15 protein-coding genes and 1 pseudogene are annotated in these 15,585 nt (G+C 48.4%); 8 read left to right on the forward strand and 8 right to left on the reverse strand.

The window, feature by feature from the left end; genetic code table 11:
• The first annotated feature begins 555 nt into the window (after nt 1-555).
• Both KME11_13695 and KME11_13700 read left to right on the forward strand, forming a co-directional pair.
• Nucleotides 556-1,397, forward strand: a pseudogene (locus KME11_13695) (recombinase family protein).
• A gap of 78 nt (nt 1,398-1,475) precedes the next feature.
• Nucleotides 1,476-1,682, forward strand: coding sequence for a hypothetical protein (locus KME11_13700; protein MBW4516263.1), 207 nt, complete (start codon nt 1,476-1,478; stop codon nt 1,680-1,682).
• 82 nt (nt 1,683-1,764) lie between these two features.
• On the opposite strand, the gene KME11_13705 is transcribed toward KME11_13700, so the two are convergent.
• Nucleotides 1,765-2,376, reverse strand: a complete 612-nt coding sequence (locus KME11_13705) for a Uma2 family endonuclease (GenBank protein ID MBW4516264.1) — start codon at nt 2,374-2,376, stop codon at nt 1,765-1,767.
• A 119-nt stretch (nt 2,377-2,495) separates the two neighbouring features.
• Nucleotides 2,496-2,675: a hypothetical protein gene (locus KME11_13710; GenBank protein MBW4516265.1), complete on the reverse strand. Its 180-nt coding sequence runs from the start codon at nt 2,673-2,675 to the stop codon at nt 2,496-2,498.
• Nucleotides 2,676-2,736: 61 nt separating this feature from the next.
• On the opposite strand from KME11_13710, the gene KME11_13715 reads away from it, so the two are divergent.
• The gene (locus KME11_13715; GenBank protein ID MBW4516266.1) at nt 2,737-2,886 is read left to right on the forward strand and encodes a hypothetical protein; all 150 of its coding nucleotides are present in this window, start codon (nt 2,737-2,739) and stop codon (nt 2,884-2,886) included.
• Nucleotides 2,887-3,030: 144 nt separating this feature from the next.
• Here the strand turns inward: KME11_13715 and KME11_13720 are convergent, their stop codons facing one another.
• A complete protein-coding gene (locus KME11_13720) occupies nt 3,031-3,858 on the reverse strand; it encodes a transposase (GenBank protein MBW4516267.1) in 828 nt (275 codons plus the stop codon).
• Between the two features lie 285 nt (nt 3,859-4,143).
• Here KME11_13720 and KME11_13725 point away from each other — a divergent pair, with 285 nt between their 5' ends.
• Nucleotides 4,144-4,392: a GlsB/YeaQ/YmgE family stress response membrane protein gene (locus tag KME11_13725; protein MBW4516268.1), complete on the forward strand. Its 249-nt coding sequence runs from the start codon at nt 4,144-4,146 to the stop codon at nt 4,390-4,392.
• 55 nt (nt 4,393-4,447) lie between these two features.
• Here the strand turns inward: KME11_13725 and KME11_13730 are convergent, their stop codons facing one another.
• Nucleotides 4,448-4,687, reverse strand: coding sequence for a hypothetical protein (locus KME11_13730; GenBank protein ID MBW4516269.1), 240 nt, complete (start codon nt 4,685-4,687; stop codon nt 4,448-4,450).
• Between the two features lie 84 nt (nt 4,688-4,771).
• On the opposite strand from KME11_13730, the gene KME11_13735 reads away from it, so the two are divergent.
• Together KME11_13735 and KME11_13740 are read left to right on the forward strand one after the other, a co-directional pair.
• Nucleotides 4,772-5,932: an FAD-binding oxidoreductase gene (locus tag KME11_13735; GenBank protein MBW4516270.1), complete on the forward strand. Its 1,161-nt coding sequence runs from the start codon at nt 4,772-4,774 to the stop codon at nt 5,930-5,932.
• A 47-nt stretch (nt 5,933-5,979) separates the two neighbouring features.
• Nucleotides 5,980-6,261 carry a hypothetical protein gene (locus KME11_13740; GenBank protein ID MBW4516271.1) on the forward strand — a complete coding sequence of 94 codons (282 nt, stop codon included), beginning with the start codon at nt 5,980-5,982 and terminating at the stop codon, nt 6,259-6,261.
• Between the two features lie 165 nt (nt 6,262-6,426).
• Here KME11_13740 and KME11_13745 read toward each other — a convergent pair whose 3' ends face one another.
• Together KME11_13745 and KME11_13750 are read right to left on the reverse strand one after the other, a co-directional pair.
• On the reverse strand, nt 6,427-6,807 hold the full coding sequence (locus KME11_13745; protein MBW4516272.1) for a cupin domain-containing protein: 381 nt from the start codon (nt 6,805-6,807) through the stop codon (nt 6,427-6,429).
• Between the two features lie 262 nt (nt 6,808-7,069).
• Complete coding sequence (locus tag KME11_13750; protein MBW4516273.1) at nt 7,070-7,741, reverse strand: TetR/AcrR family transcriptional regulator C-terminal domain-containing protein; 672 nt, start codon at nt 7,739-7,741, stop codon at nt 7,070-7,072.
• Nucleotides 7,742-7,967: 226 nt separating this feature from the next.
• Here KME11_13750 and KME11_13755 point away from each other — a divergent pair, with 226 nt between their 5' ends.
• Nucleotides 7,968-8,939, forward strand: coding sequence for an NAD(P)-dependent alcohol dehydrogenase (locus KME11_13755; protein ID MBW4516274.1), 972 nt, complete (start codon nt 7,968-7,970; stop codon nt 8,937-8,939).
• 153 nt (nt 8,940-9,092) lie between these two features.
• Complete coding sequence (locus KME11_13760) at nt 9,093-10,166, forward strand: AraC family transcriptional regulator (protein MBW4516275.1); 1,074 nt, start codon at nt 9,093-9,095, stop codon at nt 10,164-10,166.
• Here KME11_13760 and KME11_13765 read toward each other — a convergent pair.
• Complete coding sequence (locus KME11_13765; protein MBW4516276.1) at nt 10,147-10,704, reverse strand: Uma2 family endonuclease; 558 nt, start codon at nt 10,702-10,704, stop codon at nt 10,147-10,149. The two genes, KME11_13760 and KME11_13765, sit on opposite strands and share 20 nt — an antisense overlap.
• A 143-nt stretch (nt 10,705-10,847) precedes the next feature.
• On the reverse strand, nt 10,848-15,479 hold the full coding sequence (locus tag KME11_13770; GenBank protein ID MBW4516277.1) for a glutamate synthase subunit alpha: 4,632 nt from the start codon (nt 15,477-15,479) through the stop codon (nt 10,848-10,850).
• Nucleotides 15,480-15,585 lie beyond the last annotated feature (106 nt).

Here is a 15,585-nt window from a genome sequence, read left to right on the forward strand (position 1 = left end):
GGAACGCTGCAAAAGTCTGGTGAAGAACTTTGAACGAACTCTGTCGAATGCCACGATTAAGATCTATCTCTGCTTCGTCAGGCTACTGGTGAAAAGGCTTGCAGCCTCCTCTTGAGATGTCAAATGGGTTCTATAGGTAATCTTTAAACAGTTAGGCGCATGACCATTAGAAGGAGACCACTTTAGGATAGGACAACGATTCCTTTATTTTAGGGTCATAAGCACACAATCTTGGAGCCAGAGATGCTTTCACAACTAGAGTCCTAATGGAAACACCACGAAACTCAACTTGTAAAACGAATTTGGTACTGAGATTTGGTAGTTGAGTTTCTTAATACACCAAAGGATGCAAAGACGGTTGAAAATCAACGGTCGAGGAAGCGAAAGCAACTGTGTAAAGAAAACGACCGTTTGTTTTACACTCGCGCTTTGCAGTGATAATCTGGCGTTTCAGCCCTTAAACAATGTAAAACAACTTGTCAATTAATCTATGTATCAAAATAGGACAGGTTTAACGAGTTCTGATACAATTACAGCACATTAGAACTTCTGACCATGCTGATCGGGTATGAGAGAGTCTCGACGGATGACCAAAACTTGGCGCTGCAAGTTGCTGGGTGTGACAAAATCTTTTGCGACAAAATGAGTGGGGTAAGATCCGATCGCCCCGGACTAAACAAGCACTCGATTATGTGAGATCTGGAGATACTTTAGTCGTGTGGCGGCTCGATCGATTAGGGCGATCGCTCAAAGATTTGATTGCGCTGGTAGAGGATCTAGAGCACCGACAAATTGGGTTCCGTTCGCTTCAGGAAAGTATTGATACAACCACCAGTGGAGGAAAGCTGATATTTCATGTGTTTGGGGCGCTGGCAGAATTTGAGCGGAATTTGATTCGAGAGCGAACTCAAGCGGGATTGCAGGCGGCGCGAGCAAGAGGGCGAACCGGGGGACGGCGACAGAAGTTAACGTCAGAGCAGATTGCCATTGGGCGATCGCTGACCAGCGATCCAAACCGAACGGTAATTTCGATTTGTGAGCATCTCAAAATTAGTCGCCCCACGTTCTATCGATACATCAACCCGAAAGTGAAGCCGGAGCCAACGACCCGAACAACGCGAGTGCATCTCTGGCTCAGGGTGGAGAATAACAACAAGTTTGTTCGACGCAAGAAAAAAGTGAGAGAGACGATTGAACGTTCGTGTTTGTCTCATTATGGGATGCAAAAGCAACAGCAGGACAGTTGGGAATATGAGTTGACATTCTTCTATCAGGACGAGCAAGACCTTGATAAGCAGGTTGAAGACCTGTTAGCAGAAATGGATTCTGAGGCAGATTTGGAGTGTTGTTTTATTGAGGCAGATGTAACCGAGATTGGGACAGAACGGAGTTGGTGAAAAGCTGCAATGTTGAAGGTAGAGTTAAAGCTCATTTGATTCTATAAGCTGTTATTTTTGGGTCATCAGGGTATTGTCTTGGTCTATTCAGATGTCGTTGCGGCTGAGTTCCATTTTGTCGCGCAGGCATATGGCGCGATCGAACACATTGCCTTTGTTGAGGTGGTTGAGAATGCTTTTGAACTCTGTATCGCTGAGCTTGATCCCGTTGTGCTTTTTAAGTTCAGCTTTGAGGTTGACAGTAAGGGCGGCGGCGTTTCTGAGGGTGACAGGTTCGTAACCTAGTCCTGTGAGGCGCTGAATGAGGTTTTGTTCTAGCTCTCGTTCAGATTAAGTCATGGTGACGGTGATTTAAGCATAATGTAGTCTATTCAAATTCCGGTGTTGCTCCCTTTGGTGGTAGACCTTCTGGCGTTAGCACAAGACCGCGATAGACTTGCTCGATCGCAAAGCTGAGGTTGATGCTTTTCAGTTCTATGATGTCTCCTGCTTTGTAATTAAGAATGATCCATTCGCCAGCATCGTTCTTGTGATATAAATCCATTTCAATACTGGTGGAACTCACTAACAAATAATCTTGTAAGACAGGGTTGTTTCGGTACATTCTGAACTTGCCACCTCGGTCATAAGCTTCAGTGCTATCTGACAAAACCTCAACGATTAAGCATGGATAAGTAAAATAGTCGGCAGTGCTTTTGTCCCGTTCATCGCAAGTGACACTAGCGTCTGGATAGGTGTAGTTATTAGTTTCGACAATATTAACCTTGATGTCAGAATTGCCCGTTATACAACTACTATTGTCTAAGTGGGTGTCGAACATGGCAGTAAACCGGATGGCAATACGACCATGATTGACACTACCGCCGCTCATTGCATAGACTTCACCGTCAATATACTCATGCCTTTCTAGCTGCTTTTCCTCCCAGACAAAATATTCTTCAGAGGTAAGCCGTGGGCGGTTTTCTTTTGCTGCAATCATAGTTGGTGAGATCTGGGTCAACGATGGTTAGGCAAGGATAGGTTTTGATGGGTTATGTTGTTCAATTTTAACAATCTACACAAACATTTTTGGAGCAGTCCTTTCTTAAATTATTCTGTTCAATCAATCTGTTGGGCAACGGCTTCAATCTTTTGGTCGATCGTCATTGATCTCTCGTACCGGGCGATCGCCATTAATATTACAGGTTTGTCCGAAGCACAGTATAAGGGAATGAAGGTTGAAATCTGCGATACGAGACGGAGAGCGCATCTCACCAGGATAAAGTGGGTATCAGTCATAAGTACCAGTGCCAGCTACTGATATTGATGGGTTGCTAGAAACTAAACTAGAGAGATACAGATGGTGGAATACTGTAGTGTTGCTTATGCTTGGGTAGGAAGGGGATGGACTCAAGAGATTAACTGGGTTCGTATCCAAGGTGAGGAAGTTAGCAAGTGGAAGGGAAAATCTTGGACTGATTTTCTCAATCACATGGCACAAGAGCAATAGGAGCTTGTTGCGGTAGCTCCGTTAGGAGGTGGAGAAGGCACAGTGTATGGAGTATGTTGCCTATTGTAATCGCCCTATCTAAATTAGCTAAGCTTCACTTCTATCTCCGGTTGATTACAGGCTAATAATCGCGTGCACGCTTCATTAATTCGACATCCGGTAAAAAAGCAGAGCGCGAACAGGGTAAAGGCTGTACTTTAGAGAGCAGGCAGGAGTCGTAAAGCTCGATTCTGGCAATGAGAACCAGCGGGCGCATTTGGACAGAAAGTTACGGTTTACGCTTGAAAGGCTTTTCTGTAAGGCGTTTAGACGTCTATGCCATTGACATTTCATAGGTAGGGCAGACAGGAGCGTGGCAGCCATCACTTTGCCCACCCCCGGCACGCTCAAGACCAGTTTCTGAGTTTGCCGCCACGCTTGGCAGGCTTGAATTTGGGCTTCGATCTCCTGATCGAGATCTTGGATTTGCGCATCCAACCATTCAATATGCCGTTCCACATTCGCTTGCGCTTTTCCCCGCAGCAGAGCCATCCGGTTGCGCTCTGCTGTTAAGATGTCCACCAACTGACGGCGACGGGTGACTAAATCATCCAGTTGCTGTTGTGCTTCACTCGATAACGGTCGCACAGGCGGGGTGATTTTATCGCCGAACAAAGCCAAAATCTGAGCATCGACTTGATCGGTTTTTGCCTGTTGATTCATTGCTCTGGCAAAGTTGCGTCCTTGACGGGCATTAATCACCGCCACTGAATAACCCGCTTGCGTCAGCCACAAAGCCGCTTCTCGTTCATAGCCCCCAGTCGATTCTAGAACAATTCGCTTGACTTGCTCTGGTTCTGGAAACTGCGACCGCACCGACAACAATCCAATGATTGTATTAGGAACGCGCCAGCACTTGCCTGTGGTATAGACATGAATATCCAGAAACCGTTTACAAACGTCAATGCCAATGGAATGGAGAAGGTCGCTCATGAGAGGACTCCCAATCGATAAACAGTCTAGAATTAAGTCTCAGATGTTCCTCTACCTTGCGTCATACGGGATACGCAGAAATTCTGAGTTCCCTGCCGATAATTCGAGGTGTGTCTGAGTTCAACAGAGTGTGGTGACCCTAGCTAAATCTCGATTTCAAGAATCTTAGGGAGGACGGTCTACCACACTCTTAAGATACAAGGGGGCGATTGGGGCGTTATTTAATTGCAACTCCCTAAGGTCTTAAGTTGATCTTTATCAAGTAAATGTGAGGAGAAACGCAGTATGGAAATCATCAGTACTTTGGTACTCGGCTTAATTGCAGGCGCGCTTGCCAAACTTATTTATCCTGGTACTCAAGGCGGCGGTATTTTTGCAACGATCCTTTTAGGATTTGTCGGCGCTTTTGTGGGTGGACAAATTGCTAAATTCTTGCCTTTTCTAACGGCAGTACCCTTTGCCAACCTGGTGACAGCAGTCATTGGCGCACTCATTCTGATTTTCCTATGGGGCTTAATCTTCCGCAGAGCCTAACGTCTTCAAACTCATACAATATCCCCGACTTTGCAAAAAAGCTGGGGATATTTTTCTATCTATTCTCTTTTAAAACTTTCCAACTTGCCCCGATCGCCGCAAGTGTTCCCGCCAACAGCCCTTGTCCCACGCCTTCTAGCACTTTTAGACCGGGTGCCTGGTTGAAACAGTCGTCGGTAGGATGGTCTGTAGCAAAGCACTGTGGAACTTCAGCCTGACTGCTCACAGCGCTTAACCCCAATCCTAGTAAACTACAAGTTGCGATCAGAAAAAATAACCGTTGGGTGGTGGTCATAGGGCTACGTTGAATAACGTGAGTAGTTCACACAATTTGTCCTACCCCATCCGGTTTTGACAGCGGTAAGATTACAGAAACTTTATGAAAAATTACGATTGGATTGTGGTGGGCGGTGGTTTGGCGGGTTCTGCCCTAAGCTATGAACTTGTAAAAGTGGGGTGCTCGGTGCTTTTACTAGAGCAATCGGTAGCTCAACAAGGTGCCACACGATATAGCTATGGTGGAATTGCTTACTGGTCTGGCGCTACGCCAATGATGCGGCAGTTGTGTCAAGAGTCGGTGACGCTTCACCGTAACTTGTCGGCAGAGTTAGCAGCAGATACAGAATTTCGAGAAGTAAACCTGCTATTGACCATTGACCCTGACCGCAGTCCTGAACAGGTTGCTGCTACTTATGCTGGGTTTATGACTCCACCTGCTTTGCTCAGCGTCGAAGCTGCCTGCGCTCTAGAACCATTGCTGAATCCAAGTGCGATCGCCGCTGCCCTGCTCCTCAACCACGGTCATGTTTCTCCCGAAGCAATGGTGAAAGCTTATAATCAAGCGTTTTTGAGCTTGGGTGGCGATCGACAAGTTGCCCTGGTTAAGAGCCTTTCTCCGTCGAGTGTCACGACTTCCTCAGAAACTTATACCAGTGCCAATATTGCCATCTGTGCTGGAGGGATGAGCCGTACCCTTTTACAACAAGCTGGCTTGTCTACTCGCATTTACTACACTCATGCCGAAATGATTGAAACGCCGCCTCTTGACCTAACGCTACAGGCGATCGTGATGCCTGCTGAACAGCAACGGTTTGAGATGGAGGATCGGGCGGCGGCGATCGATGCATTATGGGATAAATCAAATTATGAGGTTGTTCCCCCAATTTTGGATGTGGGTGTCGTGCAGTTGCAGGATGGCAGCGTGCGAATTGGGCAGGTTACTCGGGCATGGACGGATCTCAATCCTCAAGTGGATGCAAGGGCGAGTGAAGCAGCAATGCGGAGGGGCATTGAGAAAATTTTACCAGTGCTGAAGGATGTTCCTGGGCAATGGCGAAGTTGTTTAGTGGCATTTAGTAGCGATCGCCTTCCCCTTGTCGGGGCGATCCCCCAGGCTCCTAGCATCCATCTCTTTTCAGGTTTTAGCAATCCTTTCGCCATTCTGCCGCCACTAGCTCGGCGCTTTGCCCAGCAAGTGGCTGGACAGCCCGATGAAATTTTGGCGCAAATGTCGCCTGGGCGGTTTGGCGCAGAACACTAATAGAACTACCTGCCCTTGGACAAGATTGAAATTAAGCAGCTTTATTCTTGACTAATTTAATTATCAAAATAAACAAAAAAAAGAAAATACAGCACGATACTGCTATTGCATTTTCTTTGGTTTTTGGTGATACAAATACGATGAATCCCTGGTCTTTAATCAAAGCAGAAAAGCTTGAAACACAAAACGGCATCAGATATAACCTGAACGTTTGCCAAGGATCTGTTTTGCCAGCTTTACCAGGAGAAACGCTCAGCAGTAGACCTGTACCAATCACGGCACTGATGCCCATTGAATTGATCCAAATCTTGAGTGAAGGATCAAAGTAAAAATAAGTGACTACAACATACCAAATGAGATAGCACCAGAGAATTGTCTTATCTAGTTTGATCTCATAAAAATACTGAATCAACCCTTTCATCGCTCTAAAATACCTCTTTTATTTCCACCTAATATCAACATCACCGGCTGAAGATAGATCGTAAACTGAATGATTAGGAATAAAGAGCGAAAGAATTTTCTGATACTACAAGTTGATATCCTGCATCAGCAGGTGACACCACCGAAATAAAAACCAGTGGTGCATCACCATTATTAAATACGCCATGCACACATCCCACTGGCGCTATTACCACATCTCCTGCTCCGATCGCCTTTGTGGTACCTTCTTGATCTAAATAGTATTCTCCCTGTCCGGTTAAAATAGTCCAAGTATCTTGCCCATTAGGATGGATATGTGGGGAAATTTTCTGCCCTGGCTTAATGTACCAGACCACGACAACAGCATCTTTAGCCTCTGTAATAACCGAGCGAATCGGTTCCCCATCTGTCGGCTGGTAAAAGTCAGAACTGTTGAATATCCGAGTTGTACTCATCTTTATTATCCCAATTGAAAAACAGTGCGGTTGAAGAACGATACCGCTTTGAAATTCTTTTGCGATGTTATCGTCTCACTAAGTACCTTTAAAAACCGTCTCACTGGTAACGTTACACCAACAAGTAGGCGATCGCGTCTAGCTCTAGCAGAAATTGTTTAATTAGGGCAATGATAGAAATTGAGCGTTGCTGAATCGATTTAGCGCCACCTTTCTTTGAAGGCTCAGACGTGACTTTGGCTACGCCAACACGAAATGACCGTCAAACCTGCTGATCTCGAAACCCGTCGAGACCATTGAGGATCAATTCAAGACCAAACTCGAAGTCATGAATACCGTCATAACGCCCCTCAATGACATGATGCGTGAGCCTGTTGAGGTAAGGGTACTGATCAGCAGGGATCAGTGAAAGACCGTTCTTCGCCGCTTCAGAATACTCTGTCGCCTCGAACGGAAAGTTTAGCTCCTGGAGCGTAAATCCATAAATATGGCTGTCGATCGCATTCCACGCATGATCAGCCATCTCGCACGAAAAACCCGCCTCGCATAGGCAACCCAGCGTCGCATCCACATAGCGCAACATAGCTGGCCCTACATTGACCCGTGACACAAGCGCCATTGTTGCCCACGGGTGACGCAACAGCACCTCATGAGCCGAGATTGCCCGCTGCCGCATGGCTATTTTCCACTCAACACCCAGATCAGGCACCTCAATTTCGCTGGCAACAATATCGACGATGCCATCCAATATGTCGCTCTTGTTGGACACATGATTGTATAGCGACATTGCCTGAACACCCAGATTCTGGGCAAGCTTCCGCATCGAGAGCGACTCAATGCCACCTTCGTCAGCCATGCACAGTGCCGCGCGCAGCACCCGTTCTCGGCTTAAAGGGAGTTGAGGCGCTGTATTTGAGTTGCTCGTCTTAGCCATTTAACTCTTCTCGCATTGATTCTTAACAGACAAAGCAATCCAGATCTGGGGATTCAGTTTACTATTCATCTTGACAAGCTTACACTGTAAGTTAAACTTGCACTGTAAGCCCAAGTCATAGAGACTTAGCCCCTTCTTGATTCATCTTCTCCCCAATCTAAGAGAAGGTCATGAAAGCTTTGAGTACCCTTAGACAGGGGCAAGGGATAACAAAAGGAATGACAAAATGAAAGCGATCGTTCAAGTCGAGTATGGTTCAGCGGATGTGTTAAGACTAGAAGACATTGATAAGCCTATAGTTCAGGACAATGAAGTGCTGGTGCGGGTTTATGCTGCTTCCGTCAATGCGGGTGACTGCTACCTGATGCGAGGGACTCCGTTCCTTACTCGCCTGATGTTCGGGGGGCTACTCAAGCCCAAAATCAAGATCCTCGGCTGTGATGTAGCAGGACGGATTGAGGCGATCGGCAAAGACGTAATGCAGTTTCAACCTGGTGATGAGGTTTTTGGAGAATTGTCTGGGTGTGGTTTCGGCGCTTTTGCTGAGTACGTCTGTGCAACCGAAGCAGCATTGGTGTTAAAGCCAGCCAGCATGACCTTTGAAGAAGCTGCAACCGTTCCTGATGCCGCCCTTGCCGCCCTACAGGGACTTCGAGATGTTGGGCAAATTCAGCCGGGGCAAAAGGTATTGATCAATGGTGCATCTGGGGGCGTAGGTTCTTTTGCGGTGCAGATTGCGAAGGTCTTTAACGCTGAGGTGACCGCCGTATGCAGCACGAAAAAAATGGATAGGGTGCGATCGCTCGGCGCAGACTATGTTATTGATTACACTCAAACAGACATCACCCAGCATGGGCAGCATTACGACCTGATTCTTGACGCAGCAGCCTACCGTTCAGTTTTTGACTATCTGCCAGCATTGACTCTTGGGGGAACCTACGTCATGGTTGGCGGCTCCATCGCTCGACTTTTCCAGTCGATGTTTCTCGGCCCTTGGATTTCGAGAACCCGTCGCCATAAAGTGAAATGCTTGGTTTCAAAACCTAATCAAGCAGATCTCGTCACGTTGAGGGATCTGATAGTGGCAGGCAAGATCGTCCCTTTTATCGATCGACGTTACAACCTGAGTGAAATCCCCGCAGCAATTCGCCACCTCGAACAGAGGCAAGTGATGGGGAAAGTCGCCATTAGTGTTTGATATGCAGCGTCTCGTCAGTTTACGACCTAGTACTTGTCGCCATGAGTAGTAGTTAATGATGTTAAATTTTCTTGAAACCCTGTGACTTTAGGGTAAAAAGGCAGTGAAGGAACTGTCTAAATTATTGTTATTTGGTTCTCTTTAAGTTGATGTATGAAAGAAGCAACTTTTACCGTTTACGTTACACGTATCGTTCTTAACTTCATTGCGCGCCACGGTGTTAACGTCGAAGAACTTTGTGCAACATCTGGATTTAATTCTGCTCTGTTACAAATGCCCGACGAGCGAATTCCTAGTTCAATCCATCTTGCTGTATGGCAGGAGGCTGTGAAGCAAACAGGCGATGAAAATCTTGCTTTACACATTGGTGAGGCATCTAATTTGGGAAATATGGGTATCGTTGGATATCTCCTTATTAACTGTCAAACTTTGGGGGACGCACTAGCAAAACTCTCTCGCTACACCAGTTTGTTTTGTCAGAGTGCTCAGATGAAATTCTCGGTATCAGATGGAATAGTGTTTTATGACTACACTGTGACGGATGATGTGAAAAACTACCTATTAGAAGAACCGCACTACACGATCGAATGGACTTTTGCATCATTCCTAACTGCGGCGGCATCTCTTACAGGTCAACCACTCCGTCTATCTGCTGCCTGGTTTCACTATGCATCTCCTGCCGATACATCAGAATACGATCGCATTTTTCAAACTGAATTAAAGTTTTCCATGCCTGTGAGTCGGCTGATTTTTGATGCTAGCTGTCTGAGTTGGCCAATTTTATCGAGCAATTCAAATCTGCTGCCGCTGTTTGAAAGTCAGGCTGAAACGATGTTGAATGAGATGAATCGAGGCGATCGCTACTCTCAAAAAGTAGTCCAGGCAATCATTCAACAGCTTGCAGGAGACTTGCCCGCAATTGATGCGATCGCTCACGAGTTAGCCATCAGCGTCCGTCAGTTGCAGCGAGAATTACAAGCTGAAGGCATAACTTTTCAAAAACTACTTGATGCAACCCGCAAAGAATTAGCCCTACAGCAGCTTAAAGATTCCACGATACCGATCCACGCCATTGCTTTTCTGTTGGGCTTTTCAGAACCCAGTGCGTTTAATCGTGCCTTCAAACGCTGGACAGGAAAAACCCCGCGAGACTATCGGCTCATTGGTAAAGAATTAAGTGCCGATAGTCACCCTAACGGGCTTTTCCCTAGCGACGTAACCAACTAAAAATTTGCTCAACTGTCAGTACTAAATCAATATCTTCTAAAACCAGAAGTTGCTCGGCACCCCTTAACAATTCAGGCAAGCGATCGCGCTGATAAACTAAGACTGATTTTTCTTTAGGGTCAATTAACCAACCCAATCGACAACCATTTTTCATGCAGTGTAATATGTTTCCCGTTACCTTAGTTTGGCTCTGGTTAGGCGAAAGAATTTCAATGACCCAATCAGGTGCAAACTCAATGCCAATACTGGTAATTTCTCCGCTTTCATCAATCGGAACCCGATCGCGCTCAACCACTGAAACATCAGGCACAATCGATCGATCGCCTACCGTACAGCGCAACTCAGGAAATGCCTCATAGTTGCTGTCCAAGCGATCAATCACTCCCACTATTTTTTTCTGTAAAATGCTGTGCTTGCCGCCACCCATAGGTTTTTGAATCGCTTCGCCGTTTATGTGTTCCCAAGCGGGGGACTCGTCGATATTAGGAAAAACGAGGAATTCCGTTAAGGTGATGAATTTAGGAGTCGCTGTGGTCATAGTGCGATCGCCTCTCTAATCTTGCCTTTAGTGTAGAGGCTATTTGAAATATTAATAAAGGAAGCTTGAAACAGCGATCGCCCTTTAGCAAAATGACTAGAGGGCGACCCTTGCGGTATCTGCACAGCGCGCGTCTTATGTATTTACTGTGCCGAAGTTAATACCCGTTCCTCTGCCTTCGCCTCTGGGCTGTCTGCTTCTGATGGAGGCACGACTTGCCAGAACCGAGGCAGATACTCTGACCAATTCGCCAGAATTAGTTGCGCTTTAGGACTGTCCGTATGGTCAGCATGAGCTTGTACTAGCGTTTTAAGCTGTTGCGCTCCCGCGTCACTGACGACCCGCTGCACCTTGACGATTTCGGGGTTGACTTGGGTAGGGAAACTGCCATCTTCGTCGAGGAAGTAAGCTAAACCGCCCGTCATGCCTGCGCCGACGTTGCGCCCCGCCTTGCCCAGCACCACGATCACCCCGCCCGTCATATATTCGCAGCAGTGGTCACCCGCGCCTTCAATAACCGCTTGTGCCTTGGAGTTGCGAACAGCAAAGCGTTCTCCCACTTGCCCATTAGCAAAGAGGCTGCCGCCTGTCGCTCCATAGAGGCAGGTGTTACCTGCAATAACATTAGCAGCCGGATCGTAGGTCGCCTCAGCCAATGGTTTGATGGCAATCACGCCGCCACACATCCCTTTGCCCACGTAGTCGTTGGCTTCGCCTTCCAGGTTAAGCGTCATACCAGACAAGATGAAAGCGCCAAAGCTTTGACCAATGCTGCCCTTGAAGTTAAAGGTCAAGCTGCCCTCAAAGCCATTGTCGCCGTACTGTTTGGCGATCGCCCCTGAAACTCGTGTACCGACCGATCGATCGGTATTGACCACTGCGTACTTTTTCGATACCTCACCTTGATTCTGAATCGCTGCCAAAATTTCTGGATCGCTCAACAATTCATCATCCAAAACTGCGCCATTACTATGGGCTGCTTCATGCTCTAACCAGCTTCGATCGGTGCGGGTATCGGGTAACTGAGTCAGGCAATCCAAGTTGAGCGCTTGTGTTTTGGTCAAAGTCACGCCTTCGCGCACCTTGAGTAAGTCAGCACGACCCATAATTTCGGGGAGCGATCGGTAGCCCAGTCTCGCCAAGAGCGATCGCACCTCTTCTGCCACAAAGTAGAAGAAGTTAACCACATGGGCAGGTGTGCCCGTAAACCGCTGTCGGAGCTTCTCTTGCTGAGTAGCAACGCCCACAGGACAGTTATTGGTATGACAAATCCGCGCCATGATGCAGCCTTCGGCAATCATTGAAACTGAGCCGAAGCCATATTCTTCAGCCCCCATCAATGCCGCCATGACAACATCCCAGCCCGTCTTCAGCCCACCATCTGCCCGCAGCAATACGCGGCTGCGTAAATGGTTTTCCATCAGCACTCGATGCACTTCTGTCACGCCCAATTCCCAAGGCACGCCTGCGTGCTTGATAGAGCTAAGAGGCGATGCCCCCGTGCCGCCATCATGCCCCGAAATTTGAATGATATCGGCGTTTGCCTTGGCAACCCCAGCCGCGACTGTGCCAATGCCAATTTCTGCCACCAGCTTCACCGATACCTTTGCCATCGGATTAATTTGGTGCAGGTCAAAAATTAACTGCGCCATATCTTCAATGGAGTAGATGTCGTGGTGGGGCGGCGGCGAAATCAGCGAAACGCCCGGCTTCGATCGCCGCAGCATGGCAATATAAGGCGTAACTTTACTACCTGGCAACTGTCCGCCTTCTCCGGGTTTTGCTCCTTGAGAAACTTTAATTTCGAGCTGTTGACCGCTCATCAAATATTCTGGCGTGACCCCAAAGCGACCCGATGCCACTTGCTTGATAGCAGAACTAGCGGTGTCGCCGTTGCGCAAGCCTTTGAGGTGGGGGAACCGTTGGGAAATTCCGGTTTCATCCACATCATCAAAGCCTTTAAATCGCATCGGGTCTTCGCCGCCTTCCCCAGAGTTGGATTTGCCGCCCAAACGGTTCATAGCGATCGCCAGCGTCTCATGTGCCTCACGGGAAAGCGAACCTAATGACATTGCCCCCGTGCAGAAACGTTTGACGATATCCTCTACTGGCTCTACTGCTTCGATAGGAATGGAGGGGCGATCGCCCTTGAAGTCCAGTAAATCGCGCAGTGCCGTGATCGGACGATTAGCAATCAGGGTTTGGTAAAGCTGATAGTGGTCGTGGCTTTTTTCGCCTACTGCTTTATGCAACGCCTTCGACATTTCGGGGTTGTTCATGTGGTACTCGCCCCCTGGCTTGTAGTTAAAGAACCCCAGATTCTCTAGCTTTTTGCCCGTTAGCGTGGGGAATGCGCGGCTGTGAATGGAGATCACTTCCTGCGCTAAATCTGCCACTGTTAATCCGCCCAGCCGTGAAACCGTCCCCGCAAAGCCCAGTTGCAATAGATCCGAGCCAATCCCGATCGCCTCGAAAATTTGCGCTCCGTGATAGCTCGACAATAGGGAAATCCCCATTTTCGACAATACCTTCAGCAGACCGCCATCGATCGCCTTGCGGTAGTTGTACTGTGCCCCCGTCAGGCTAGTGGAAATCTTGCCCTGCTCAATCATTTTCTGGGTCTTGGTCGAAGTCCACCAATGGCGAACGGTTTCCCAAGCCAGGTACGGACAAATGGCGCTGGCTCCATAGCCAATCAAACAGGCGAAGTGATGGGTGCTCCAACATTGCGCCGTGTCAATGACGATGGAGGCTTTCATCCGCAGCCCTTGACGGATCAGGTGGTGGTGAACTGCACCAACGGCCAAGAGAGGCGGAGTGTAGCTGTATTCAGGGCTGAGGCTAGTGGGTTCGCCGCTATGGTTTAGGCGATCGCTCAAAATCAAAATCTCTTGTCCGGCTCGGACTGCTGCGGTTGCTTGCTGACATAGCTCGGCAACTGCCCGTTGTAACCCGCTGGGGCCATCAGAAATTTTGAAGAGGGTAGAAAGATTGGCGATCGCAAATTCCGACTGCCGAATCTGCTCCAGTTCGCTATCATTCAACACTGGCGAATCCAGCTTCATCAAATGAGCAAACTCCGATTTTGTCGTCTCTAGCAGATTTCCCCGTCCGCCCAGTTGGCTAGTGAGGGACATCACCAGGCTTTCTCGCAGCGGATCGATCGCCGGGTTCGTGACCTGGGCAAACCGCTGCTTAAAGTAGTCGTACAGCAAATGCGCTCGACTCGACAGCACGGCTAGGGGAATATCATCGCCCATGCAAAAAGTCGGCTCTTTCCCTTGGGCTGCCATGTCTTCGATTACCATTTCCACGTCTTCGGTGGTGTAGCCGAAAGCGGTTTGTTGACGCAGCAATGATCCTGCATCCATTTGGGGCGCATCGGGGAACGGCTGATTGTGTAAATCTTGGCGCACGCTGAGCCACTGCGCGTAAGGATGGGCGCTGGCAACCTGTTGTTTAAGCTGCCAATTTTTGAGAATCGTGTGGTTTTCTAAATCAACGGCGATCGCCTGTCCAGGGCCTAGCCGTCCTTTCTCCACAATGTCGGCTTCGGGTAAATCCACCACCCCAGCTTCAGAAGACACCAGCACAAAGCCATCTTTAGTAATGCTGTAGCGCGCCGGACGCAAGCCGTTGCGGTCTAACGTGGCTCCGACAATTTTGCCATCACTAAAGATTACTAGGGCTGGGCCATCCCACGGTTCTTGAATGCCGCTGTAGTACTCGTAGAAATCAGTGATTTCGGGATAATTTGCCAGGTCAGGCTGATTTTTGTACGCCTCTGGAATCAAAATCATCAGCGTTTCTAAGGGGCTACGACCTGTCCGCACCATCAAATCCACAACGTTATCGAGGTTAGCAGAATCGCTGCTGTCCATTTTGACGATCGGCTTCAGATCACCTAGGCGATCGCCCCAAATGGAATGCTCCAAATCGGCTTCTCGCGCCACCATCCAGTTAATATTGCCCACGAGGGTATTGATTTCGCCATTGTGAGCGATCAAGCGCATCGGGTGCGCCAACGGCCACTTCGGCAAAGTATTGGTGCTAAAACGGCGATGATAAACGGCAAAAATACTTTGGTAAGCCGGATCGCGCAGATCGTCATAAAACGCCGCCAACACTGCCGATCGCACCATGCCTTTATAAACCACCGTGCGGCAAGAAAACGAGCAAACGTAAAAGTCTCGAAGCTGAGGATGTGCAACTTCCAAGGGAGCTAGCGCGGTCAAAGTTCGTTTGCGCACTAAGTAAAGGAGGCGATCGAGGTCATCCCCTTCTACCTCGGTAGACTGCACAATTAACTGCTCGATTTGAGGCTGATATTCCCTGGCTTGTACCCCCAGCACCTCTGGATTAACGGGCACAACGCGCCAGCCTAAAACCTTGAGTCCACTGGCTTGAGACACGCGCTCAACGGCTTCACGGGCGATCGCTGCTGCCACTGTTTCCGCTGGCAAGAAGAACATTCCTAGTCCCATCTGTTCCGGCTGCACTGCCAAGCTCTTTGCTTCCAGCCAAGGAGCCAGCATCTCCCAAGGAATTGCCGTCATTACCCCTGCGCCATCACCCGAATCTTGGTCAGCGCAGCATCCCCCCCGATGCTCCATACATCTCAACGCCGCCAGCGCTTGAACAATCAGAGAGTGACTTTTACGCCCATATTGGTCAGCAATGAAGCCAACTCCACAGGCATCTCGCTCTTCCACCAGCCACCGCTGCCCCGCGTATCCTGCCCCTGATTCCTGATTGCTTCGCTTATCTTGACTCACGCTACTTACGACCCCTCTGAAATAACTAAAGGTAATTAGACTTAGACCGCCACGAAGTGCGCCAACACTATAGAGATCAATTTCTCATAACGACACGGAGACAGAA

This window comes from Timaviella obliquedivisa GSE-PSE-MK23-08B (genome assembly GCA_019358855.1).
GTDB lineage: Bacteria > Cyanobacteriota > Cyanobacteriia > Elainellales > Elainellaceae > Timaviella > Timaviella obliquedivisa.

Bases quoted from the DNA above. Each gene is read 5' to 3' on its own strand.
- KME11_13705 (MBW4516264.1), bottom strand. From the start codon at position 2,376: ATGATTGCAGCAAAAGAAAACCGCCCACGGCTTACCTCTGAAGAATAT.
- KME11_13710 (MBW4516265.1), bottom strand. From the start codon at position 2,675: ATGACTGATACCCACTTTATCCTGGTGAGATGCGCTCTCCGTCTCGTA.
- KME11_13715 (MBW4516266.1), top strand. From the start codon at position 2,737: ATGGTGGAATACTGTAGTGTTGCTTATGCTTGGGTAGGAAGGGGATGG.
- KME11_13720 (MBW4516267.1), bottom strand. From the start codon at position 3,858: ATGAGCGACCTTCTCCATTCCATTGGCATTGACGTTTGTAAACGGTTT.
- KME11_13725 (MBW4516268.1), top strand. From the start codon at position 4,144: ATGGAAATCATCAGTACTTTGGTACTCGGCTTAATTGCAGGCGCGCTT.
- KME11_13730 (MBW4516269.1), bottom strand. From the start codon at position 4,687: ATGACCACCACCCAACGGTTATTTTTTCTGATCGCAACTTGTAGTTTA.
- KME11_13735 (MBW4516270.1), top strand. From the start codon at position 4,772: ATGAAAAATTACGATTGGATTGTGGTGGGCGGTGGTTTGGCGGGTTCT.
- KME11_13745 (MBW4516272.1), bottom strand. From the start codon at position 6,807: ATGAGTACAACTCGGATATTCAACAGTTCTGACTTTTACCAGCCGACA.
- KME11_13750 (MBW4516273.1), bottom strand. From the start codon at position 7,741: ATGGCTAAGACGAGCAACTCAAATACAGCGCCTCAACTCCCTTTAAGC.
- KME11_13755 (MBW4516274.1), top strand. From the start codon at position 7,968: ATGAAAGCGATCGTTCAAGTCGAGTATGGTTCAGCGGATGTGTTAAGA.
- KME11_13760 (MBW4516275.1), top strand. From the start codon at position 9,093: ATGAAAGAAGCAACTTTTACCGTTTACGTTACACGTATCGTTCTTAAC.
- KME11_13765 (MBW4516276.1), bottom strand. From the start codon at position 10,704: ATGACCACAGCGACTCCTAAATTCATCACCTTAACGGAATTCCTCGTT.